Below are 23,431 nucleotides of genomic sequence, written 5' to 3'. Positions count from 1 at the left end.
TGTCATAGGCATTAAAGGCAAATCAAATCAATGCAGTTAATTAAAAAGCATTCTACTACATCTATCATCCATTCTGGAGTCATATTGACGAATAAAATGCTATCAAACGCAACCTTCCGGTCATCAATGAATACTAAATAACAACACCCTCTTTCTTAAAGTAAAGGAAGAAGACTTTTTGCTCGTTTTATAAACAAGGTCACTTTTTCGGGATTTTTAAGTCCTTTGTTTTTTTCTACCCCACCACTTACATCGACAGCATAGGGACGAACAGCTTGTACCGCTTCTGAAACATTATCGGCTGTCAAACCACCCGCTAAAATAACAGGCTTTGCTAAGTTTTCAGGAATCAAATGCCAATCAAATGTTTCACCAGTACCACCAGGCACACCCGGTTTATAAGCATCTAAAAGTATTGCCATCGCATCAGGATAACGAGCTACTTCAACTGACAAGTCTAGTCCAGGCTTCATGCGAATGGCTTTATAAAAAGGTACTTCATGTTGAGCGCAGCTCTGCGGAGACTCATCACCGTGAAATTGAATAACCCAACGATTGCTTCCAGATATTACCGAATCTATAAATGAATTCTCTGCATCTACAAACAACGCAACAGGCACAACAAATGGAGGCAGAAGCGCAACGATACCATTCGCCACTTCAGGTGAGATGTATCTAGGACTCTTTTCATAAAAAACGAAGCCCAGTGCATCAGCCCCAGCGCTAATAGCATGAAGGGCATCTTCAACATTTGTTATTCCGCAAATCTTAACGCGGCAACTCATACTCTGGCTCCACTTTAAACGGTAAAAAATGAGGACCTAATGGTGGCTTGGGAACTTCGAAATGGCTTGGATACTCAGCATCAACAAAGTAAAGGCCATATGGCGGCGCAGTGACACCTCCCTGGGAACGATCTTTAGCATCAAGTACTTGCTTTGCCCATTCAACAGGCTGCTCGCCTGCACCAATCGTCATCAAAACACCTGCGAAGTTGCGAATCATATGATGTAAAAAGGCATTTGCCCTGACATCTAAAACAATGTACTGACCATACTGATCGACAGAAAAATTTAGGATAGTACGTACAGGACTCTTTGCTTGACAACCAACCGCCCGATAAGAGGTAAAATCGTGCGTCCCTTTAAAGAACTCGCACGCGCGCTGCATAGCTGCAACATCTAATGATTTGTGAGTCCAAGTGACACCTTTACCTAGAACTGCTGGGCGAAATTCAGACTGATATATAACATACCGATAGCGGCGGCTTTGCGCACTGAAACGAGCATGGAAATCTGCATCGACAACTCGTGCAGCCTTAACAGAAATATCGGGTGGCAGGTTAGTGTTGACCCCTAAAGTCCACGCTCTGATCGGTCGATCAGACTCTGTTTCAAAATGCACAACCTGCGCACTTGCATGCACTCCGGCATCTGTTCGACCAGCACAAATCACAGTAACCGGATGATTTGCAATTTTACTTAGGGCTTCTTCTAGACATTCTTGAACAGTGGCAACATCAAACTTTTGAGCTTGCCACCCCTTATAGACTGCCCCGTCATACTCTACAACGAGGACTACTTTTTGTTTACTCACTTGGGAACATGCGCTCCATCATACTGCTGGCTTCGGCAACCTGGCTTTCATTGCCAGAATTAATTACGTCATCAAGTATAACACGCGCCCCCTCCTCATCACCCATATCCATGTACGCTCGCGCTAAATCAAGCTTTGTAGCGACTTCATCACCACTCGCATCAAAGAAATCAATTTCTTCCTCGTCATCATCTTCAGCCGTGTCTTCAGCGGCTTGTTCAGGACCAAACTCAGGAACATCTAGACCACCGAAGTCTTCTTCTTGTTGCGCTTCAGCCAATACTTCATCGATACTATCTGCTAAAGCAGTGTCTGGCTCAGCATCAAAAACCGCTGACTCATCTACGTCACTTTGATCATCAGTCAAAAGACTATTTACAAAAGACTCTTCTTCAGAAAAGTCTTCCGGAACATCCAAACTATCTTCAGCCTCTTCAGCAGGCAAATCCAGCTCAGCAAGGGTATCTTCTAAGTCAAATCCACTGTCTTCAACATCCAAAACATCTTCTTCTGCTAATTGTTCTGAACTTTCATTTTGTTGTGCTTCTTCAAATAGATCTTCGTCAGATGCAGTCTCAGTAGCGTCTTCTACTTCGAACTCAGCAAAAGGATCATCAACAGCGGCATCGACATCTTCGTCTGCCAACTCATCCATCTCAGCACCGAGCGCATCTTCGAAATCACTAACCTCAGCACTGTCGTCTAATTCTGGAATATCAAACTCATCAAAAGCATCCGTCTCATCATCAGCTAATGAGGTTACTTCAGAAGATGCAACAGATTCATCGAACCCATCAAAACTATCCTCTTCAGGCACATCCACTTCAAAATCAAAAGCAAAAGGATCTTCCTCTTCAATTGGCGCTTCTGGTTCATCAATCGGCTCTGGTGAAGGAGTAGGTGAAACAGCTTCTGCTACTGCCGGTGCAGCAGCCACAGCAGCTACAGGGGCCAAATCAAACTCTTGAGAATCGTCTTTATTACCTTTATCAGATTTTTTTCGACCTGAACGCTTCATTAGCATGCCAATCAACAAGCCTATCAATAGCAGAACGACCCCTGCAATTGACATAATGATAGGATTTCCAAATATTTTGTTCATCCAAGAGGCTTCTTCAGCAGCCGCTTGTTCTCGACGAAGCTGATCAGCCTCCAATAACTGATCAACGGTATTCATTTGCTCTTGCATGGCTTGTTGAGCACTTGTGAATTGGCGCTGCAACTCTGCCATTTGCTGATCTTTTAGTGAAATAAGACGCTCAAGCGTCGCAAGCTGATCATTCAACTCACCAAGCTTGTCATTCAATTCAGCTTTTTCACGAGTTTCCTTATCCAACAACTCATTCGTAGCAGACAACTCAGTTTCTAACTCACTGATACGCTGTACATCCGCTTCGTTAGAGCTCGCATTTTCTTCTGGCAGCACACTTTGACCGGAAGCAAGCATCAACTTATCTTCCGTTGTCTTAGGACGCTCTGCAGTTGCATTGGTTTGTGCCTGAGTATTCATTTGCTCTTTAGACACTAACTCATCAAGACGCCCAGCTCGTTTCAACGCCATCCAAGCTGAATGTTGACGCTCAAACTCTTTTTCAGAGGTGGCTTTATTAAATAAAGCAATTTGCTCTTGTGTAGGAAGGCGCAAAACTGCCCCTTCACGTAATAAATTAATATTGTTCGCGTAAAAAGCATCTTGATTTAATGCTTGAATCGCCATCATCGTCTGATAAATTGTTAGCTGATTGCTTGGACGATTTGAGCCAGCGATGGACCATAAAGTGTTCCCTTTTTCAACATCTAACTGGCCCTTATCGGTAAGAGCTTTAGCTTGAGACGTTTCACGACGAAAGACTTGGTCTTTAGGTGCGGTAGCTTGGGGAGTAACAGATTGAACAACTTCAGGCTGAGCTTTTTCTACCAATGCGGCTTGATTCAACGGCGTTCGATACTCACGGACTACTTGACCGTTTGGCCATCGAGCAGCCAACACAAAGTTAAGCTGATTCACTGTTAACGGAGTATCAGATTGAATAACCACGGCTAACTGACCGTTTTCTCTTACCACGTTGAAGTCTAGTTGAGATAACGTACTCGTCAGAGCTACACCAGCTTGTCTGAATTCACTCTCAGAACCTAGGCGTATAGTAATATCATTGGGAGTAAGGCCATTAGCGTCAGTTAGCTGGATGCGCCCACGATAAGGTTCATCAACTTGAGACTGGGAAGTTAGTTCGCCCAGCTCTAATGCATATCCATTGGACATGTATAATGCACTGGATACAGCCAAACTAATCAGCGTTTTTCTGAGCATAAGCTTCCCTTTCTTGTAAAAAACTAACGACAAGTATTGATCAAGTATCTAATACGGCCCATGATTTATCAATAGCTTTAGAATCAATGGTTTGGCTAATATCAGACTTTCTTAACATTCTGGCATCTTATTAATAAAGTCAGGGCGATATATAAAGCCCTGAACACAGTCTACTCTGAGCTTCCTAGCCATTTCTAAATCTGCTTGGGTCTCAACCCCTTCGAGTATAATCTTTTTATTTGTCGTCCGTGCAAATTCAATCATTTGGCGTACGAACTTCATAAACACTTCATTATGCGCCATTCGTAGCACACAACGATCTAGCTTTACCCATTTAACTAACTGCAAAACCGACACTGAAATCATTGAATGGGGATGACACAGGTCGTCTAAAGCCGTATCGATATCAAGTGCGTCAAATGCTTCGATCATCGATAAACTCATAATGGCATCATTTATCTCTGAGTTTTCAATTAACTCGACCACCACATTGCCCTTCTCTTGACGGCGAATCAGCTGGATAAACGGGTTATTATAGACCTCAACATCGGTCGCAAAAAAAGCATCCTGGTCTAAATTAACGAACAAGGTTTCGGGCGGACGATGCTCAAGTTGAAGCTGTTTTTGCGCATACTCTACTTGAAACAGCGTAATAGGGTTTTCATGGAGAGAAGCGTAAACTAAATCGGGACGTATCGCCTCCCCCTCTGAACTGTAAAATCGCGATAACGCTTCGTAAGCAATGATATCATTTGTTGACAGATCTACGATTGGCTGATACTCCACACCAAATCGCTTGGATTGAATAATTTCCAATAATACGGATCGACTAAGCGCTCCCTGATTTGAACTCAATGGCTTGATTCCCTATGATCACATACAAACAAAACATAGTAATGAGAATCAATATCAAATTCAATCTGGACACACAAAAAAGCCCCGCAAAATGCGAGGCTTTTAAATCAAGAGATTAATGCATCCTTTCGGATTACATCATCCCTCCCATGCCGCCCATGCCGCCCATATCAGGCATAGCAGGAGCACCACCTTCTTGAGGCAGGTCTGCAATCATTGCTTCAGTAGTGATCATTAGACCAGCAACCGATGCGGCAGCCTGAAGAGCAGAACGAGTTACCTTAGCTGGATCAAGGATACCCATGTCAATCATGTCACCGTATTCGCCAGTCGCAGCGTTGTAACCATAGTTACCTTCACCTTGCTTAACTTTGTCTACAACAACAGATGCTTCATCACCAGCATTAGATACGATCTGACGCATTGGGGCTTCCATCGCACGTAGAGCCAGTGTGATACCAACATTTTGATCTTCGTTATCGCCACGAAGTTCGCCAAGCTTAGATAAAGCACGGACCAGAGCAACACCACCACCCGCTACAACACCTTCTTCAACCGCTGCACGAGTTGCATGAAGCGCATCGTCTACACGAGCTTTCTTCTCTTTCATCGCCACTTCAGTCGCTGCACCGATTTTGATTACACCAACACCACCAGCAAGTTTTGCAACGCGCTCTTGAAGTTTTTCTTTGTCGTAATCAGACGTAGAGTTCGCCATTTCAGCGCGGATCTGCTCAACACGAGAATTAATAGATGCATTGTTACCTGCACCATCAACAATCGTTGTGTTTTCTTTAGTCAACGTTACGCGCTTAGCAGTACCAAGCTGTTCAACCGTTGTACCCTCTAAAGAAAGACCGACTTCCTCTGAAATAACGGTCGCGCCAGATAAAATCGCAATGTCTTGTAACATCGCTTTACGACGATCACCAAAACCAGGTGCTTTTGCTGCTGCAACTTTTACAACACCACGCATAGAGTTAACAACTAGTGTTGCTAGCGCTTCACCTTCAACGTCTTCTGCAATGATCAATAGCGGACGAGACGCTTTTGCTGCAGCTTCTAGAGTCGGAAGCAAATCACGGATGTTTGAAATTTTCTTGTCTACCAAAAGGATGAATGGGTTTTCAAGCTCTGCACTCATTGTCTCTTGGTTGTTGATAAAGTAAGGAGATAGGTAGCCGCGATCGAACTGCATACCTTCAACCACTGCTAGCTCATCTTCAAAACCTGAGCCTTCTTCAACAGTGATAACACCTTCTTTACCTACACGCTCCATGGCTTCTGCAATGATCTTGCCTACTGAGTGATCAGAGTTAGCAGAAATAGTACCTACTTGCTCAATTGCACGAGTATCAGCACATGGCGTAGATAGCGAAGCAATCTCTTCTACTACTGCATTTGCAGCTTTATCAATGCCACGTTTAAGATCCATTGGGTTACGACCCGCTGCAACTGCTTTAAGGCCTTCAGTTACGAACGCTTGAGCTAGTACTGTTGCCGTAGTAGTACCGTCACCTGCAACATCATTTGCTTGAGAAGATACTTCTTTAACCATTTGAGCACCCATGTTCTCAAAACGGTCATCAAGTTCGATCTCTTTGGCTACGGTTACACCATCTTTTGTTACAAGTGGCGCACCGAAAGATTTTTCGATTACGACATTACGGCCTTTTGGACCTAGCGTTACTTTTACAGCATCAGCAAGGACGTTAACGCCTTTAAGCATTTTTTGGCGAGCGCTGTCTGAGAATTTTACTTCTTTAGCCATTTTCTCTAATCCTAAATTTTATTAATTTTGCTAATCGTTGATTAATCAGAAACAAGACTTAGGCTTCAATTACGCCGTAGATTTCATCTTCTTTCATGATCAGTAACTCTTCTCCGTTTAGCTTAACGGATTGACCTGAATATTGGCCAAACAACACAGTGTCACCAACCTTAACAGCTAATGCTTGCACATCACCATTCGATTGAATACGACCCGTGCCCACAGCCAAAACTTCACCCTGAGTAGGTTTTTCTGCAGCAGAACCTGGCAGAACGATACCAGACGCAGTTGTTGTTTCTTCTTCTTTACGGCGAACAACGACGCGATCGTGCAAAGGACGAATATTCATTGATCTATATCTCCAAAGTTAATCAATACCAGGACTCCCCTGGCCGGATTAGCCCCACTCTTCTGGTGGGATTCGTTATCGAGTTCGTTAATGTGGTTGCCTAGGAATTTTTCAAGGGCCAACATGAACTATTTTTTCTCGATATGATCGTTTTTTTCTGGTTTTGAATCATTTTTCTCTGACTCTGGCTGATAATCACCTTCAATAATGTTGCCTTGAGTAAAATTACCATTCGCATCACGTTGGCTCCATTGAGCACGCATGTTCATACGGTTTTTGAGAAAATCTAACGACACCCTAGCGGCAACTGCCTGACGAAACGGTGTAATCAAAAGCAATGCACCAAGCGCATCCGTTACAAAACCAGGAATTAAAAGACAAACACCAGCAAACGCCAACATAATCCCTTCGGCCATTTCAGAAGCTGGCAACTCTCCACGACGCATCTTCTCTTGCGCTTTCATGGACGTAGCAAAACCTTGACGACGGATCAATGTCACACCAATGATGGCAGTTAGAAACACCAAGGCAATCGTTGTAAAACTACCGATTTTAGATCCAACTTGGATCAAAACGCTTAGTTCAACAATAGGAACTAGAATAAACAGCAATAATGCAAAACGCATGTTAACCTTCTTTTCTCTGTTTGTATGATGACTATTTAAGGGTGTTTTTTGGCGAATCAAGAGACCGAAGCATTTAAAGTTCAAGTTCTATTTATTCTTGCACACTTACCTAGCGGAGATGTCATTTCATACGGTGAATTGGCAAAGCAAGCAGGCAATGCGCGATACGCGCGCCTAGTGGCTCGAATTTTAAAGCAACTCCCTAACGACACAAACATTCCGTGGCATAGAGTTATTAACAGCAAACAGCGCATCAGCTTTAATGAAAATTCTGATGCGTATTTTCGTCAAAAGTCTCGCCTTGAAAATGAAGGTTGGCAGATATCTGGACAGAGACTCATACAAAAAGAGGCACATTAAGCGCCTCTTGTTTCTCATTCCTGAATCATCGAGTTAGTCTCGGAAATTATTAAACTGAACAGGCAGTTCCAAGTCAGCACCACGCAGTAACTGCATCACTTGCTGCAATTCATCACGCTTCTTACCCGTTACACGCAGCTGCTCGCCTTGAACTTGTGTCTGCACTTTGATTTTGCTGTCTTTGATAATTTTAACGATTTTCTTCGCTTCCGCTTGATCCACACCTTCTTTGAGCTTGATCTCTTGTGTAGCGCGTAAATTACCTTCAACGATTGGGCCACGTTCTATGGTTTTTAGATCGATACCACGGTTAACCAACTTTTGGCTTAAAATATCCATCATTTGGTTTAACTGCATTTCAGCCTTCGCCTCAAGCACAACAGCTTGCTTATCTTTGATCGCGAAACTTGCATCAACGCCCTTAAAGTCGTAGCGTGTCGTTACTTCACGATTAGATTGGTCTACGGCATTCGTTACTTCGTGCCAATTTAATTCAGAAACAATGTCAAAAGATGGCATGACGGCCTCCTCCATTCGATATTTACTCTTTGGGGCGGCATAATAGCAGGCTTAATGTTAAAAAACTTCAAGTACGAGGCTTAAATGACAAAAGATGCGTGGTTAGTTGTCGGTAATGGAGCGATCGGCTTACTTTGGGCGAGCAAGTTACGACAACATGGCGAACGGGTGACCGTGTTGTGCCGCAGCGACATCCCTAACGACCCTCTTAATCTCGAGGACGTAGATGAAGAAGGCAATACTCGCAACACACAAAGTGATATTGAGTTTATTAGCCTTGACCAACTAGAAGGAAAATACACTAAGACTTTGCTTTGCACCAAAGCTTTTGATCTGGTCGCTGCCTACCTTGATGTTCGCAAGCACACAAAGAAACGTGGATTAATTGCGACACTTTGCAACGGCTTGGGAGCACAGCAGGATCTAATCCCTCACCTTAAAAAGCATCAAAATTTATGGGCAGGTATTACCAGTGAAGGTGCCCTAAAGCTCAATAGTAGTCGAGTAAAAAAGACCGGAGACGGTGACAGCTTTTTCGGCCTATTGAAGGAGCAGGACGACAATATATTCGGCACTGACTTCCCTTTTCCAGACGTACAAAGTCGAAACATTGAGCGCCGTTTGATTGAAAAGCTTGCCGTAAATGCAGTCATCAACCCGCTCACCGCTATTTTTTCTATTAGAAATGGGGAAGTGTTAGAAGAACCCATTCGTCCCATCTTTGATGCGGCTGTGGATGAATTGGCAAACGCTATGCATTGTGAGGAATTTCGCTTTAAACTGCTCGTAGAAGATATCACAGCCGAGCATTTACACAGACGTATTGCCAATGTTGCTCGACTCACTGCGATGAACTGTTCTTCAATGTATGAAGACATTCGTAACATTCGTCAAACTGAAAATGAGTACATTTCTGGCTTTTTCCACCGAGAAACCCCCAAAAGCGTCACCCCCATTCAAGACGCGTTTTACGCGGCATTGAATGATACCGCTCATTTAGAAGACCACAAAAAAAAGCTCCTAAGTCAATTTTAGGAGCTTTTAATCAAAACCAACAACGCCGTTTAGTTTATTTTTTCAGCGTGATTTTGTCTTTCCCAAGATTGATTTTCTGGTCTTTATATAAAGCGCCCAGTGCTTTTTTGAAAGTCGCCTTACTTACTTTAAATTCTTTAAAGATTTCATCAGGCGCACTCTTATCGGTCAAATGCATTTCACCTTCATTTTTCTCCAAGTGCTCCATAATCTGGTCTAAGATTGTAACGACCTTTTTGTAGCCCGTTTGCTGCAAACTTAGGTCGATCTTACCATCTTCACGCACGCGTTTTATGTAAGCTTTCATGTGGTCGCCTTTGTATACACGCCCAACAAGATCTTGAAAGAAAAGAACGCCCCAATAGCGACTATCAATAATGCACTTATAACCAATATCCGTGCGATCGCCAACAATAATGTCTACCTGCTCTCCAGTACGATATTCCGGCTCTTGACGATTCAGCAGTGGATCGACTTTTGTTGTAGCAACAATGCGATTCGTAATTTGATCCAAGTATACAAACAGTAAATGAACCTGTCCTTCTTCAACTCGGGTTTTCTGCTGACTAAAGGGCACTAAAAGATCTTTTGCCAAGCCCCAATCGAAGAAAGCCCCCACTTGGTTAACCGCTATAGCACGCAATGCCGCAAATTCACCGACCTGAACCTTAGGAACTAAAGTTGTGGCAATCAGTTCATCTTCGGAATCCAAGTAAACAAAAACATCCACATCATCGCCAACACGAAGACCATTAGGTACATAGCGTTTTGGTAACAAAATTTCACCTAACTGCTCAGCATCGAGATAGACACCGAAATCTTTCTCTTTGACTACGCGCAAGCAATTCATGCGTCCTATATTGGTTGGCATATTTACTCCAAGGGGGTTGGTTAAGGTCGCGCACTATACACGCGCACTTATAAAATTAAAACGTCTCTTATGGCTGGACCATGCATTGCTGTATTAGCTTCGCCAGCGCTTCATGGCCTGTTTCTTCCATAAGCTTAATATTTCGCTCAGGAATTTCGGCCGTATCACCATAAAACTCAATGGCTTTTTCCAAGCTGGCTTCTCTTAAAATATGCAGCATCGGATACGGCGAGCGGTTGGTGTAATTTGATACATCATCTTCTTCCGTCCCTGCAAAACAATACTTCGGATGAAAGGTAGCTAATTGATAAACACCCTCACACTCTTGATCAAACATGAGTTGTTCTGAATCGTCGACAAAGTCTAAGTAGCTCAAAAAATCCGAAAACAAAGTAGGGAAAATCATCAATGTTGTTTCGGCTTCAGGGTGCTGATCAAGCCAGTCAATTTCAGCCATCAACTCTTCTAATGCTACGTTAGGCTGTCGCGAACGAATCACAACATATCGAACTGTACCGCGATCAACCTCACGTTTAGCAAATGGACAAACATTCATATCGACTATGAATGAACGTACCCAATTTTGGGTTTGCTCAACAACTAACTCTTCGCTTAAATGCATGGGTACAAGCCTCTATAATTTCCGCTATTTTATTTCATTCCCTAAAATCGGTCTAATGACTATCACTATTTATTGAAATTAAATGAAAGAAACCAACGGATTGAAACGGACAATGGTACAATCACGGCACAATTTACGTTTCATTTGAGAGCATACATGTCCTTTTCCGAATTAGATCTGGATTTTACTATCACACAAGCCATTGAAGAGATGGGCCTGAGTGAGCCGACACCAATACAAGAGCACGCCATTCCATTGGCTATGGACGCACAAGACATCCTTGCTTGTGCCGAAACAGGTACAGGTAAAACCATTGCCTTCGCTGCGCCTGTTGTACAACACATATTAGATCGTGGCGAAGACTCAACTCTTGCCCCTAAGGCACTAGTGCTTGCACCAAGTCGTGAATTAGCGCGACAAATATTTCAAGTATTTGAACAACTGCTTACTCATACACGTATTAAGTTGCAGTTAATAGTTGGCGGCACGCCTTACGGCATGCAACAACAGCAACTTAGTGAGACTTGCGACATTCTTGTTGCAACACCGGGTCGTTTAGTTGAGCTTGACGAAAAAGGCTGGATGGATTTTAGTGATACCTCAATGCTAGTAATTGATGAAGCGGACCGCATGCTAGACATGGGATTTATTGATACCGTTCGACACCTTTCAAAACAATTACCTGATCATCAAACTCTCATGTTCTCTGCTACTATAGATGGCGAGAAAATGGGGCGATTTGCAAAGTCTTTATTGCGAGAAGAATCTGAAATCATTCAGTTGACTGACTCACCGCGCAATGTACCAACTCAGATCAAACAAGTAGCCTTTCGTGTAGATGATGATTCTCACAAAGAAGCTCTTTTGAAGCACCTTGTAAGTCAAGAGCGCGTTCAACAAGCCGTTATCTTTGTTTCCAATCGAGACCATGTTGACGTTTGGGTACAACGTATTCGTAAGTGGGGTTTTCGCTGCGATGGCCTTCATGGCGAAATGAAGCAAAGCGATCGTAATGACCACTTGAAGCAAATGAAGAAAGGTCGTTTGCAAGTTCTAGTAGCAACCGACGTTGCAGCTCGAGGCATTGATCTCCCTGAGATAAACACAGTCATTAACGTACGCTTGCCACGCCGTGCTGACTCCTATGTTCACCGCGCAGGTCGAGCGTCACGCGAAGGCAATCCAGGCGAGTGCTATTCGTTAGTAGATATTCATGATTTGCCGATGATGGAAAAAATTCAACGCTACATGCAAGCGCCAATTTCTTTTAGCAAGATTGCTGGCATGGAACCTAAGACCAAAATCAGATCGCCAAGTTTGACGAAAGGCAAAAAGAAACCAAGCCCTAAAAAGGCGACCGTAGCCAAAAAGGTTAAGAAAAAGAAATAACCTTTCACCCTTCATATCCAGCATTTAAAAAGGGAGCTAACGCTCCCTTTTTAAATGCTTAAATTAATTGACTCAATCAAACTTCAATGTGTGGTGTTTACGACGAGCTTTTGCTTCTAAGTAATTACGATTGTGCTGATTCACATGGACAGCCGTGGGCACTAACTCCGTCACATTAATCTCATTGTGCGTAAGCTGTTCTGCTTTATCGGGGTTATTAGTCAAAAGACGAACCTTCTCCACACCTAATGCCTGAAGCATGCGCGCTGCTATAGAAAAATCTCGTCCATCATCAGGTAGGTGCAACATTTCATTTGCTTCATAAGTATCGTAACCTTGATCTTGTAATGCATAAGCATCCAACTTTGCATACAAACCAATGCCACGCCCTTCTTGACGCAAATACAGAATGTAACCTCCCTCGACGTTAATGCGATCAATCGCCTCATCCAATTGCTCTCCACAATCACAACGTCCGGAACCGAATACATCGCCGGTCAAACATTCTGAATGAAGACGCACAAGCGGTATGTCATTTTTCTCTGTCGTTGTGCCTGCAAATGAAATAGCAATATGCTCTTTACCGCTTTCATCGCCATTAAAAGAAATGAATTCGGCCATGACGTCGCCAGCTCGCACCGGAATCACTACTCGACGTTTAACCGTTAATTGATCCATTGATACTGCTCTCTTACAAAAATTATGCTCTATATGCGAGCATTATAAAGTGTTTTCAACCCCCTGAGTAAGGAAAACTAAATTAAGTGTCCTAATGGCAAAGAGGTATTCTCTTTCACGCTACGTAATAAGAAGCTTGACTGCACACCGCTCACTCCAGGAATACGAGTTAACTGCCCTAACAGAAAATCGTGGTAATCCTCCATATCCTCGACCACAACTTCAAGTAAATAATCACAATTTTGTCCTGTAACCAAATTACAAGTACGCACCTCGGGGAAAGAATTAACTTGCTCTTCAAAAACACTGAAGCGGTCCGGTGTATGTCGATCCATGCTGATTTGAATGTAAGCCGTTAATTTGAGCCCAAGTTCGGAACGCTTTAACAAAGTTACTTTTCGATCTATTATGCCACTCTCTTCCAAGACCTTCACTCGACGTAGGCAAGGCGAGGGGGAAAGACCGACGCGATCAGCAAGATCTTGATTAGTTAAGCTAGAATCTTGCTGCAATTCTTGCAAAATGCGCACGTCAATTTTATCCAAGTCCAGTTTCATAAGCAGCCTCTACTTAAAAAATAACAATTTGAGCAATTTTATTCCAAAAACACCTTTAATTAATAGTTAAAACGCAATCATTTTCCGATAGAATTTGGTTACACTATTTGTGTCGAAAGATGCTAACCGCATCTCAATCTACATAGGCTACCCGCCTACTCATTTTATGGAAGGAAAAGAATATGAGTTCTTTTGATCACACTAAATATCGTCCGTTTACACCGGTTGCCTTAGAAAATCGCACTTGGCCAGACCAAGAAATTACCACTGCACCACTTTGGGCAAGTGTAGACCTGCGTGACGGTAACCAAGCATTGGTTGAGCCGATGACAGTGGAACAAAAGAAAGAATTCTTCAAACTTCTTGTTGACGTAGGCTTTAAAGAAATCGAAGTAGGCTTTCCTGCGGCTTCACAATTAGACTTTGATTTTGTTCGCTGGTTGGTTGAAGAAGACCAAGTGCCTGATGACGTATATATTCAAGTATTGACTCAAGCACGACCTGAGTTAATCGAGCGTACCTACGAATCTTTGAAAGGTGCTAAAAAAGCCGTTGTTCACGTTTATAACTCAACGTCGACCACTCAACGTGAACAAGTGTTCCGCCTAGACAAAGAAGGCATTAAGCAAATCGCGATAAAAGGCGCTCAGTGCGTTAAAGACCATGCGGAGAAAAACCCTGGTACAGAATGGGTCTTTCAGTATTCTCCAGAAAGTTTCACTGGTACTGAAACAGACTACGCAGTGGAAGTTTGTGATGCTGTTATTGATGTGTGGCAGCCGACCCCTGAGCGTAAGTGCATTATTAACTTACCTGCTACCGTTGAAGTGACGACGCCAAACCGCTTTGCAGACCAAATCGAATACTTTTGCCGTAATGTTAAAAACCGCGAAAGCATTATTGTTAGCTTGCATACACATAACGACCGTGGCTGTGGCGTTGCTGCTGCAGAGCTTGGTTTAATGGCGGGTGCTGATCGTATCGAAGGCACATTGTTAGGCAATGGCGAACGTACCGGAAACATGGACGTTGTGACCATTGCGATGAACATGTACAGCCAAGGTGTTGACCCTAAGTTGTCATTAGGTGATATGGACCGTATTGTCAGCGTAGTTCAGTCATGCACACAGCTTCCCGTTCATCCACGCCACCCTTACGCTGGCGAATTGGTGTTCACAGCATTCTCTGGCTCTCACCAAGATGCGATTAAGAAGTGCTTGGCCCACCAAACAGAAGATAAAGCATGGGATGTTGCCTACTTGCCAATTGACCCTATGGACGTTGGTCGCAGCTACCAAGAAGTCATCCGCGTAAATAGCCAATCAGGTAAAGGCGGCGTTGCATTTGCACTAGAGCAAGAGTACGGCTTAGCATTACCTCGTTGGTTGCAAGTTGAGCTTAGCCCTATTGTTCAACGCTTCTCTGAAGAAGACGGTGGTGTTGTAAAATCTGCTGACATGAAGCGCCTATTTGAAGAAAGCTTCATGACGGCTAACGCGCCTTATGCTTTAGGAAACTACGAGCTAAGCAAGAAAGATCACGACTCAGTAACCGCTGAACTAACGCACAAAGATGGCTCTATCAGCATTGAGGGCGAAGGGAATGGCGCATTGTCGGCTTTCACAACGGCGCTAAGCAGTCACTTTGGCATTCGTGTAGACATCGTACAGTACCAAGAGCACGCACTAACAAATGGCAGTGACTCTCAAGCGATTGCTTATATTCAAGCCAATATTGATGGCGATCGCTTCAATGGCGTCGCAATCGATAACGACATCGTGTCAGCCTCCATTCAAGCTGTGCTAGCAACTGTAAACCAAAAAGTTGCCAGCGCCAACGAGCAAGCAAACGTGGCATAACCCCCGCTATGTGAGTTTGAATCTGGGGGAAGCGACAAAATCATTGCCCCAGAAACAATAAAGCCGAGCATTACCCTGCTCGGCTTTTTTTTATGTGCGCAACGTTAGCATTCACTATTTGACCTGCTGAAAAACAACTCGGTTTCTTCCCTGATGTTTCGCTTGATACAATGCTTCATCAGCACATTTGATTAGCTCAAGTTGAGTTTTTTCATTTTCATAAGTGCATACACCTACACTTACTGTCAGTTCAATTACAAATGAGTCATATGTAAACTTATTCGCTGATAGTAGCTTACGATAACGCTCGCAAGCAGTGATTGCTTCTTGCGAAGTTGTGTGAGGAAGAAACAAACCAAACTCCTCTCCACCAATACGACCAAACACATCGCCTGCACGTTTAAACCGATTAAAACGTGCTGCTATTTCTTTTAAAACAACATCCCCACCTTCATGACCATAGGTATCGTTAATCTGCTTAAAATGATCGATATCGAAGATAGCAACACTCAAATTTTGATCGTGGCGATAAGATTTCGCCATTTCTTCTGCTAAATTTTTTTCAAACGATCGTCTGTTTGGCAAACTTGTAAGGTAGTCAGTTGTTGATAAAGCTTCTAAGCGCATATTTGCTGAAACCAGACGTTTACGCATTTCCGCTAAACGAGTCATCGCCAAAAGCTTAGCCGCCAACACTTTGTGCTGAATGGGCTTAGTTAAGTAATCGTCAGCACCAGCCTGTATACAACGCAGCACATCGTCATCAGAATCTGAACCACTTAATATAATAATAGGAACCCAGCTGGCATCATAGTTGCCTTGTAAATTACGGATCTCATCGACCGCTTCTTCACCTGTTTTATAAGGCATATTTAAATCAACCACTAACAGATCTAAATCGCTGCTATGATGTTTAAAGTATTTGAATAACTCTTCTCCATTACTCACTTCCACAACATCATGGCACAGCTTTTCTAAATGAAGTCTTAATAACATACGATCTGAAGGTGCATCCTCCGCTATCAGTATCTTCAAGGAAGCCTTCCTAGTCTTTGTAGTTGAGCTTTAACATTTGAGAGTTCCTGTTTTATCTGATCGACAAAAAGGGCAGGCTCAGAAACCTTACCCTCTTTCGCTTGACTCTCAAGTGCCGCAGCTAAACGACTCAACTCCATCGCACCTACATTAGCGCCAACTGATTTAAGGCTGTGTGCGGGACGAAACATGCCGTCGATGTTGTCATTAGCTAACGCGTCATCTAGACCTACAACTACTTCTTCAGCATCTTGTAAAAAAGCCATGACAATATCTTGCACTTGGTCCCCTAAAATTTCTTCAAGGGAGGACAGCACGCTCTCATCTAAGGAATTATTATTTTCAGGTTTTGATAAGTCCATATTTTCACTTCCGATTTCAGATGATGTTTCAGTTTTTTCCAACCAAGAAGAGACAGTACTTATTAAGTCATTGGCTCGAAAAGGCTTAGAAATAAAGCCATCACCCCCCGCCTCTTGAACTTCGGTGACTTTCTCTGGTTGAATGTCCGCCGTCAAGACTAGAATAGGCACACGCTGACCTGTATCTATTTCTCTTTCACGAATTTGTTTGATTGCCGTTATTCCGTCCATTCTCGGCATATGCAGATCCATTAAGATTAGATCAGGTTTCTCTTTCAGCCAATATTCAATGGCCTCTACACCATTTTCTGCAATTATAACGTTCACATTTATTTGCGAAAGCATACCCTTTGCTACTGCTTGGTTTGCTTTCATATCTTCAACCACAAGAATAGAAGCAGACAATTGTTCCCTAGACTCTAAATTTTTATGATTATCATCCTGATATAAGGATAACTTAATAAACTCAGTATTAACGCTAGAACTACTTAAACTGCTGAGTCCTCTTTTCAAATCTTGAATACTTGCAGGTTTATTCAAACAAACATTAATACCAGCGCCATTCATATCTTGATTTTCCAAATTCCCTGCGGAAGAAATCATTAAAATTTTAGGGAAATCTTTTTTATCCAACTGTTCACGCAGATGATGACAAAGCTCCAAGCCATCCATATTAGGCATTAAGTAATCCAAAATAAGCACATCGTAGGGCTCATTTTGATTTGCTGCATCTAATATACGCTCTAAAGCTACCATTGAATCTTGTTCATAGAATGCATTTAAATCGCATTGCTCTAACTGGTTCTTTAGAATCGCAAGATTCGTTGTATTATCATCGACAACTAAAATTTTTGAAAACTCTTGCACCTTACGAGGCTTATCCGTTACCACTTGATCTATGACTTCAAGCGGTAACGTAACGGAAAACGTGGACCCTTTACCTAATTCACTGTTTACATCGACAGTTCCACCCATTAGCTCTGCCAATTGCTTTGTAATCGCAAGTCCAAGACCTGTGCCACCAAATTTACGCGTGGTTGAGCTATCTGCTTGAGTAAAAGCCTGAAAAAGCTGACCTTGAGCTTCATCAGAAATGCCAATGCCACTATCTTGAACATCAAGAGTCACTTGAATACCAGGGCTACCTGTCTGTTGCTTTGTACGCACCAAGATTAAAACATGACCCGTTTCGGTGAACTTGATCGCATTTCCAACCAAATTCATCAATATTTGTCGTATTCGATAAGCATCGCCACGAACCAAGGGCATCTCGTTAACATCAAACTTTACAAGCAAATCAATATTTTTCGCTTCTGCCTTAATCACTAATAGTTGTGATAAGTCATACACTAGCTTTTCTAAGTCGAAGTCCATCGATTCAATGGTTAAATGACCAGCTTCAATTTTTGAAAAGTCCAATATTTCATTAATCAGCTCCAGCAAACCTTCCCCTGAGTTACGAATAATATCCAATTGATTATGCTGCTGTTTTGTTAACGCAGAACCAGCAAGGATTTCGGCCATTCCGAGCACACCATTTAAAGGGGTTCGAATTTCATGAGACATGGTGGCTAAAAAATTACTTTTTGCCTGGCTTGCTCGAATGGCTTCTTCACGAGCATTTCTTAAAACTAACTCTGTTTCGTATTGTTGGGTCACATCTAAATTTGTACCAAATAAATGCGTTGGACACCCCTTACTATCGAACGCAGCGCGCCCATGGGCTTTGATATATCGAACAGATCCGTCTTTTCTGACAATTCTAAACTCAGCACTTAATACTTTTTTCGCATCAAGCGCTTGTGAAGAAGCTTTCTGGACATGCATAAGATCTTCAGGGTGAATCAAGGACGCCCATTCTTCGTATGCTTTGGGTGCTTCCGTATATTCCAAACCATACAATTCACACATACGCTTATCTAGCCAAATGGTTTCACTATTTACATCACGCTCCCATACACCTATTCCCGCTGCCGCTGTTGCCACACTTAAACGATCTTTCGTTCTTACGACATCTTCCTCAACTGCAAGACGGGCTGTGATGTCACGGGCGTGCACAATAAAGCCTTTTAAATTGCCTTCAGAGTCAGTGATTTTGCTGCGTACATTATCTGCAACAAACTCTGAACCGTCAGCGCGCTTGTACACCATCCTATATTCTTCACGATCTGGTATATTAGGAGAGTCGTAAGCTAGACCTACACGCTCAAACCCCTCTTTATCAGCGTATAAAAAGTCAGGTGTACGCCCTACCAATTCATCTTCTTGATAACTAAACAACTCTAACGTATGCGGATTTGCCATGACGATGCGTCGATTGATGTCCGATACCACAATAGCTTCCGGAGCATTCACAAACAGGGACTTAAAAAGCTCCATCTGAGTCAATAATGCATCTTGTGCATGCTTTTGCAGAGTAATATCTTGAAACGTTAAAACATAGCTGACGTCATCGTCTGATTTTTGCAATACGGGAGTAAAAGAAAACTTTACGGCCAAAGAAGAACCGTCTTTACGACAAAAATCAGTATCAATATTCGACAATTTTTCATCGTTTTCTATCGCTTTGACAATGAGGCTTTCAATATGGGAAATTTCATCGGTTATCTCTTTAGACTTGCCAAGCAAACAAAGAATGGATTCACTCATCATGCTATTTACATCAACATCCATTAGCTTCGCAGCGGCTAAGTTCATAAAAGTAATGCAACCAGATCGGTCAATTCCGACTATGCCGTCACTGACAGCCCCTAAAATCAACCTTTGCTTTTGTTCAGCCGCAATAATCGATTGCCTGGTCTTTTCTCGAGTTAACTCATTTTCAACCCATTGACCAAATAACTTAACTAACTCATATTCATCTTCACTAAAGTCTTCTTCTCTTGGCTCTAATCCAGAGAAATTAAGGGTTCCCTCAACTACACCATTCACCTTTAATGAAACACCCAAGTAAGCTTCCAACTTAAAATTTTGGTAACAAGGATGAGTTGCGATGTCACTTTTGCCAGCATGATGAAAACCAGTGACTTGATCTCGATGCAATGTATGCACACAATAACAATCGCCTAGCTCAAATTGGGTACCTGGCAAGGGTTCACCATTGGGCGAATGACTGTAAGCAACCAAATATCTCTGCTCTTCGACATTGCTCACTATTCCAACAGGTAAGTTTAAAATTTCGCAGCCAAGAGCCAATACTTCATTTACTTTCTCTGCAAGCGATAATCCAGTCTGTGATGTTAATTCATAGAAACGCTTCAGAGCTTGCGTAATTCGCTTTAAGGGTGTTTGATCTCGAACAGATACATAAACCCCCACAATCTCATCATTTTCATACCGAGGTTCATAGTTACAAATAATGTGGCGATCAGTCTTAGCACCAGAACTGAACTGATGAACAGCCGATAACTGCATCTCTATTGACTCACCAGCCAACGCTTTTTTTAGAGAAGGCTCGACTTTACGAAACTGCTCATCTCCTATAACAGTCCAAATTTCTTTGCCAACAATTTCGGCTTTTGGCAGATTAAAAGTCTTTTCATAACGATTATTAACATATTGATAACGTAAATCACGATCTACGTAAGACACCAACAAGGGTAAACTGTCAGCAATATTAACAACCTCCTCAAACAAGGCATCTTGCTCAATTTCTTTTACGGTCGGAATAAGTGCTGAAATTACAGGGAGGGAGTCTTGAATAAATTGTGAGTCTACGTACAAAGGAACGCCTAAGTAGGCAATTTCGTTCAACTCAAACCATTCAAGTGACTTAAACGAAGATACCGACATTGACTGAATAACGCCCTCTTCAATGTATAAGCCCTCACCGTTTTTCATCACCATTGACCAATGGGAAATAGCGCCTGTTCTTTCAAACAAACTGGCTAACGAATAAAGCTTTGAAAAGACACCAGAAAAAGAGTCTGTCCAATGAATGGGCTCTGAGCAAAAGGGCACGTTTGTTAAAGTCATTTAGTTACTATGGCCTAATCGTTTAATTCAATACATCTATACTAACTTTTTACCGACAAAGCACGGCAACATCAAGGTTTCGCCACACCCTGCAATACAGCACGGTCAAAGCAAGTATGTTATTTAATATAGCAGCCAATACTAAAAAAAATTAAAGACACACAAATTTGTATGTCTTTAATTTTACATGGGGGTCTTAAACGTATAAAGAATGGTTTATCGATATTTATGTTTTAGCGTTTAGTCAGCCACTATCGGAGAGACATCTCTACAAATAGCGTCAACCACTGCTGTGTTTCTTCCCGCGACAATGACACCTTTACGGATTGCAGGCCGATAGGTTTGACCATCTAACATACGGACTACCCCACCGGCCTCTTGATAGGCTAAGATGCCTGCAGCATGATCCCATGCATTCGTTTTTGGGCTCACTGAAAAATCAACATTACCTCTAAGTAAAGTACGGTATTCATGACAACAGCAACGAAGTGCAATGGTTCGTGCATACTTAGGCTGCAAATCTGCCGCCTTTAAGCGACGCTCGGAGTTTTTAAACAAGAAAGGGGAAAAAAAGCCGACTAATTTGATGTCAGTTGTCTGCTCTTCAATACGGTATGGACGAGGTGCCTCTCCTGGTCGAACAAACCAAGCGCCTTCTCCTTTCGAGGCTTCGACCCAATCATCGTTTACCACATCGTATAGCACCCCGAAAATCGTCTCACCTTGATAAACGATTGCAATCAATACACCAAAAATTGACAGCCCATTAGCAAAATTCCATGTGCCATCAATTGGATCAATAACAAAAACCAACTCTTGGGAATCAAGTTTGTCTAATACACTTTCATCTGCAGCAACAGATTCTTCTCCCACTATTTGAGCATCTGGAATTAGATCTTGAAAACGTTGTGTCATCGCTTTTTCAGCCGCCAAATCGGCGACAGTTACTAGGTCATCAAAGCCAGATTTGGTTGAGATAGCATCGTCAGACAATTCACGAAACCGAGGCAGTATTTCTTCTCTCGCCACGTCACGAATAATCTCAATGACAGCATCTTTAATTTCTCTGGATAACACAACAATCCCCTCGTCAGGCTTAAAGTAAAATGTGGGTACAACAATACTGCTATTTAGTAAAAACTATATTACAGCCAGTAACCCACTACAAAATAAACCACCATAATTATCATTAGTGAGCCAACTTAAGAACGATAACACCGCTGATAATCAATAAAATACCTAAGTATCGAATAAGCGAGGTAGGATCGTTGAAAAACATCACCCCAACAATGAACGTACCCGCAGCACCAATGCCAGTCCAAACAGCGTAAGCTGTCCCCATTGGAATATCTCTTTGCGCTAGCCATAGCAATAAGCCACTGGTGATTAAAAAAAATACAGCCATCAACAGACCGGGCCATTTAATAGACGATTCTTGCGCGATCTTCATACCTAATGGCCAACCAATCTCAGTCAGTCCAGCCAACAACAAATATATCCACCCCATTATCCACCTCCACTTATTCAGTTGTGCCCAGCAAACATGCCGTATTGCCCTTTATAATATCTGGATATATGATGGTTGAAAGTTAGTTACTATCGATTTATTAGATATGCAAAATTTAGAACACATCCGTATGTTAGTACTATCCGCCGACTTAGGGTCCTTTTCCGCCTGCGCTAGACGCCTAGGAAAAGCCCAATCAGCAGTCAGTCACGCCATTAGCGCACTTGAGATTGATCTAGATGTCGAGCTGTTTGATCGTAGTACTCGAAAGCCCACGCTGACTCTTGCTGGCGAACGCCTTTATCGCAGCGCAAAAGCCTTACTAGCGCAATCGGAAGAGTTTGTACAAATGGCTAAAGCGATCAACCAACAAGAAGAAAGTAATTTACGGATTGCATTAGACGATGCTTTGATGACACCTGCCGTTGCCTCTGTCTTAGCCACTTTCAGTCATAAATTCCCCTATACGCAACTAGACATTCAAACTCATCCCTCACCCGACATCATTCCACTACTACTTAATAATCAGGCTTCTTTTGGCATTATGGTCTCTGAAATTAGTGCCATCAAAGAAGTGGATTTCTGTTACATTGGCCAGATACCAATGGTTCCCATCTGTCACCCTGATCATGAACTGGCACGACGAGAAAGCATTAACGAACCCGATTTATACCCCTATCGGCAAATTGCCATACGTGGCAGCCAGCAATTGGAATCCCCAATGTTGATGAGCGTGACACCTAACGTATGGTGGTGCTCAAGCACGCTTAACGCACTTACATTAGTGAAACAAGGCATTGGCTGGAGTTATCTTCCGCTTTACTTAGCCCAACCCTATATTGATAAAAAAGAACTTATTAAGCTTGATGTCAGCTTTGATCATCAAACTTGGCAAGCCCCTATTGATATTATCTGGCCCAGAGGTCTTACCAAAGGACCTGCATTAACTTGGCTACAAAATGAACTAAAACGCGTTATGTTAAAAGACCAATGCCTGAGTTAAACGATCCGATTTCTCACTTTCTTCCATCGCAGTATTTTTCTAATTATCTAACTCGTTAATTTTTATAGGTTTCTAGAACGCTCAGAGAAGCAGCGCTCACTAAGACTCATATTTTCTATAAATGGCTGTTGACGAGCAGCAAAAGTTACCG

Annotated in this window: 21 protein-coding genes; 5 read left to right on the top strand and 16 right to left on the bottom strand. The window is 42.5% G+C overall.

Going from position 1 to position 23,431, the window contains the following annotated elements; translation table 11 throughout:
- Window positions 1-155: 155 nt before the first annotated feature.
- From AYW75_RS10750 to AYW75_RS10720, 7 genes are all read right to left on the bottom strand, one after another.
- The gene (locus AYW75_RS10750; protein WP_067099288.1) at window positions 156-785 is read right to left on the bottom strand and encodes a phosphoribosylanthranilate isomerase; all 630 of its coding nucleotides are present in this window, start codon (window positions 783-785) and stop codon (window positions 156-158) included.
- Window positions 769-1,596 carry a tRNA pseudouridine(38-40) synthase TruA gene (gene truA, locus AYW75_RS10745; protein WP_067099286.1) on the bottom strand — a complete coding sequence of 276 codons (828 nt, stop codon included), beginning with the start codon at window positions 1,594-1,596 and terminating at the stop codon, window positions 769-771. The genes AYW75_RS10750 and truA overlap by 17 nt, the downstream gene beginning before the upstream one ends.
- Window positions 1,589-3,907 (bottom strand): FimV/HubP family polar landmark protein, encoded by a 2,319-nt coding sequence (locus AYW75_RS10740; RefSeq protein ID WP_067099285.1) that lies wholly within the window; start codon window positions 3,905-3,907, stop codon window positions 1,589-1,591. Before AYW75_RS10740 ends, truA begins: the two co-directional genes overlap by 8 nt.
- Before the next feature lie 111 nt (window positions 3,908-4,018).
- Window positions 4,019-4,762 (bottom strand): EAL domain-containing protein, encoded by a 744-nt coding sequence (locus AYW75_RS10735; RefSeq protein WP_067099283.1) that lies wholly within the window; start codon window positions 4,760-4,762, stop codon window positions 4,019-4,021.
- Between the two features lie 133 nt (window positions 4,763-4,895).
- Window positions 4,896-6,533, bottom strand: a complete 1,638-nt coding sequence (gene groL, locus AYW75_RS10730) for a chaperonin GroEL (protein ID WP_067099281.1) — start codon at window positions 6,531-6,533, stop codon at window positions 4,896-4,898.
- Between the two features lie 58 nt (window positions 6,534-6,591).
- Window positions 6,592-6,882 carry a co-chaperone GroES gene (locus AYW75_RS10725; protein WP_067038281.1) on the bottom strand — a complete coding sequence of 97 codons (291 nt, stop codon included), beginning with the start codon at window positions 6,880-6,882 and terminating at the stop codon, window positions 6,592-6,594.
- A gap of 128 nt (window positions 6,883-7,010) precedes the next feature.
- Window positions 7,011-7,508 carry an FxsA family protein gene (locus AYW75_RS10720; protein ID WP_067099279.1) on the bottom strand — a complete coding sequence of 166 codons (498 nt, stop codon included), beginning with the start codon at window positions 7,506-7,508 and terminating at the stop codon, window positions 7,011-7,013.
- Window positions 7,509-7,556: 48 nt separating this feature from the next.
- Between AYW75_RS10720 and AYW75_RS10715 the strand changes: the two genes are divergently transcribed.
- A complete protein-coding gene (locus tag AYW75_RS10715) occupies window positions 7,557-7,868 on the top strand; it encodes an MGMT family protein (protein ID WP_067099278.1) in 312 nt (103 codons plus the stop codon).
- A 33-nt stretch (window positions 7,869-7,901) separates the two neighbouring features.
- Here AYW75_RS10715 and AYW75_RS10710 read toward each other — a convergent pair whose 3' ends face one another.
- On the bottom strand, window positions 7,902-8,387 hold the full coding sequence (locus tag AYW75_RS10710; RefSeq protein WP_067099276.1) for a YajQ family cyclic di-GMP-binding protein: 486 nt from the start codon (window positions 8,385-8,387) through the stop codon (window positions 7,902-7,904).
- An 84-nt stretch (window positions 8,388-8,471) separates the two neighbouring features.
- Between AYW75_RS10710 and AYW75_RS10705 the strand changes: the two genes are divergently transcribed.
- Complete coding sequence (locus AYW75_RS10705; protein ID WP_067099275.1) at window positions 8,472-9,422, top strand: ketopantoate reductase family protein; 951 nt, start codon at window positions 8,472-8,474, stop codon at window positions 9,420-9,422.
- A gap of 34 nt (window positions 9,423-9,456) precedes the next feature.
- Here the strand turns inward: AYW75_RS10705 and AYW75_RS10700 are convergent, their stop codons facing one another.
- Together AYW75_RS10700 and AYW75_RS10695 are read right to left on the bottom strand one after the other, a co-directional pair.
- Window positions 9,457-10,293, bottom strand: a complete 837-nt coding sequence (locus AYW75_RS10700) for a CvfB family protein (protein ID WP_067099273.1) — start codon at window positions 10,291-10,293, stop codon at window positions 9,457-9,459.
- 67 nt (window positions 10,294-10,360) lie between these two features.
- Entirely contained in the window at window positions 10,361-10,915 is a 555-nt protein-coding gene (locus AYW75_RS10695; protein ID WP_067099271.1) for a DUF1415 domain-containing protein, read from the bottom strand.
- 156 nt (window positions 10,916-11,071) lie between these two features.
- Here AYW75_RS10695 and AYW75_RS10690 point away from each other — a divergent pair, with 156 nt between their 5' ends.
- Complete coding sequence (locus tag AYW75_RS10690; protein ID WP_067099269.1) at window positions 11,072-12,304, top strand: DEAD/DEAH box helicase; 1,233 nt, start codon at window positions 11,072-11,074, stop codon at window positions 12,302-12,304.
- A gap of 72 nt (window positions 12,305-12,376) precedes the next feature.
- Here the strand turns inward: AYW75_RS10690 and ribA are convergent, their stop codons facing one another.
- Window positions 12,377-12,982: a GTP cyclohydrolase II gene (gene ribA / locus AYW75_RS10685; protein ID WP_067099267.1), complete on the bottom strand. Its 606-nt coding sequence runs from the start codon at window positions 12,980-12,982 to the stop codon at window positions 12,377-12,379.
- Between the two features lie 77 nt (window positions 12,983-13,059).
- On the bottom strand, window positions 13,060-13,533 hold the full coding sequence (locus tag AYW75_RS10680) for an Lrp/AsnC family transcriptional regulator (RefSeq protein ID WP_197478947.1): 474 nt from the start codon (window positions 13,531-13,533) through the stop codon (window positions 13,060-13,062).
- A 188-nt stretch (window positions 13,534-13,721) separates the two neighbouring features.
- Between AYW75_RS10680 and leuA the strand changes: the two genes are divergently transcribed.
- Entirely contained in the window at window positions 13,722-15,398 is a 1,677-nt protein-coding gene (leuA, locus tag AYW75_RS10675; protein WP_067099263.1) for a 2-isopropylmalate synthase, read from the top strand.
- Window positions 15,399-15,512: 114 nt separating this feature from the next.
- Here the strand turns inward: leuA and AYW75_RS10670 are convergent, their stop codons facing one another.
- From AYW75_RS10670 to AYW75_RS10655, 4 genes are all read right to left on the bottom strand, one after another.
- On the bottom strand, window positions 15,513-16,433 hold the full coding sequence (locus tag AYW75_RS10670; protein WP_067099262.1) for a GGDEF domain-containing response regulator: 921 nt from the start codon (window positions 16,431-16,433) through the stop codon (window positions 15,513-15,515).
- A complete protein-coding gene (locus AYW75_RS10665) occupies window positions 16,430-20,770 on the bottom strand; it encodes a PAS domain S-box protein (RefSeq protein WP_067099260.1) in 4,341 nt (1,446 codons plus the stop codon). The genes AYW75_RS10670 and AYW75_RS10665 overlap by 4 nt, the downstream gene beginning before the upstream one ends.
- 240 nt (window positions 20,771-21,010) lie before the next feature.
- The gene (locus tag AYW75_RS10660) at window positions 21,011-21,847 is read right to left on the bottom strand and encodes an inositol monophosphatase family protein (protein ID WP_067099259.1); all 837 of its coding nucleotides are present in this window, start codon (window positions 21,845-21,847) and stop codon (window positions 21,011-21,013) included.
- Between the two features lie 112 nt (window positions 21,848-21,959).
- Complete coding sequence (locus AYW75_RS10655; RefSeq protein WP_067099257.1) at window positions 21,960-22,277, bottom strand: DMT family transporter; 318 nt, start codon at window positions 22,275-22,277, stop codon at window positions 21,960-21,962.
- A gap of 106 nt (window positions 22,278-22,383) precedes the next feature.
- On the opposite strand from AYW75_RS10655, the gene AYW75_RS10650 reads away from it, so the two are divergent.
- Complete coding sequence (locus tag AYW75_RS10650) at window positions 22,384-23,280, top strand: LysR family transcriptional regulator (protein ID WP_067099256.1); 897 nt, start codon at window positions 22,384-22,386, stop codon at window positions 23,278-23,280.
- Window positions 23,281-23,431: the final 151 nt, after the last annotated feature.

Source organism: Marinomonas atlantica, assembly GCF_001639725.1.
Lineage (GTDB): Bacteria > Pseudomonadota > Gammaproteobacteria > Pseudomonadales > Marinomonadaceae > Marinomonas > Marinomonas atlantica.
The sequence above is the reverse complement of the archived record's forward strand: the minus strand, read 5'-3'. Positions and strand labels throughout refer to the sequence as shown.

Bases quoted from the DNA above. Each gene is read 5' to 3' on its own strand.
- AYW75_RS10750 (WP_067099288.1), bottom strand. From the start codon at position 785: ATGAGTTGCCGCGTTAAGATTTGCGGAATAACAAATGTTGAAGATGCC.
- AYW75_RS10740 (WP_067099285.1), bottom strand. From the start codon at position 3,907: ATGCTCAGAAAAACGCTGATTAGTTTGGCTGTATCCAGTGCATTATAC.
- groL (WP_067099281.1), bottom strand. From the start codon at position 6,533: ATGGCTAAAGAAGTAAAATTCTCAGACAGCGCTCGCCAAAAAATGCTT.
- AYW75_RS10725 (WP_067038281.1), bottom strand. From the start codon at position 6,882: ATGAATATTCGTCCTTTGCACGATCGCGTCGTTGTTCGCCGTAAAGAA.
- AYW75_RS10720 (WP_067099279.1), bottom strand. From the start codon at position 7,508: ATGCGTTTTGCATTATTGCTGTTTATTCTAGTTCCTATTGTTGAACTA.
- AYW75_RS10710 (WP_067099276.1), bottom strand. From the start codon at position 8,387: ATGCCATCTTTTGACATTGTTTCTGAATTAAATTGGCACGAAGTAACG.
- AYW75_RS10705 (WP_067099275.1), top strand. From the start codon at position 8,472: ATGACAAAAGATGCGTGGTTAGTTGTCGGTAATGGAGCGATCGGCTTA.
- AYW75_RS10700 (WP_067099273.1), bottom strand. From the start codon at position 10,293: ATGCCAACCAATATAGGACGCATGAATTGCTTGCGCGTAGTCAAAGAG.
- AYW75_RS10695 (WP_067099271.1), bottom strand. From the start codon at position 10,915: ATGCATTTAAGCGAAGAGTTAGTTGTTGAGCAAACCCAAAATTGGGTA.
- AYW75_RS10690 (WP_067099269.1), top strand. From the start codon at position 11,072: ATGTCCTTTTCCGAATTAGATCTGGATTTTACTATCACACAAGCCATT.
- ribA (WP_067099267.1), bottom strand. From the start codon at position 12,982: ATGGATCAATTAACGGTTAAACGTCGAGTAGTGATTCCGGTGCGAGCT.
- leuA (WP_067099263.1), top strand. From the start codon at position 13,722: ATGAGTTCTTTTGATCACACTAAATATCGTCCGTTTACACCGGTTGCC.
- AYW75_RS10665 (WP_067099260.1), bottom strand. From the start codon at position 20,770: ATGACTTTAACAAACGTGCCCTTTTGCTCAGAGCCCATTCATTGGACA.
- AYW75_RS10655 (WP_067099257.1), bottom strand. From the start codon at position 22,277: ATGGGGTGGATATATTTGTTGTTGGCTGGACTGACTGAGATTGGTTGG.
- AYW75_RS10650 (WP_067099256.1), top strand. From the start codon at position 22,384: ATGCAAAATTTAGAACACATCCGTATGTTAGTACTATCCGCCGACTTA.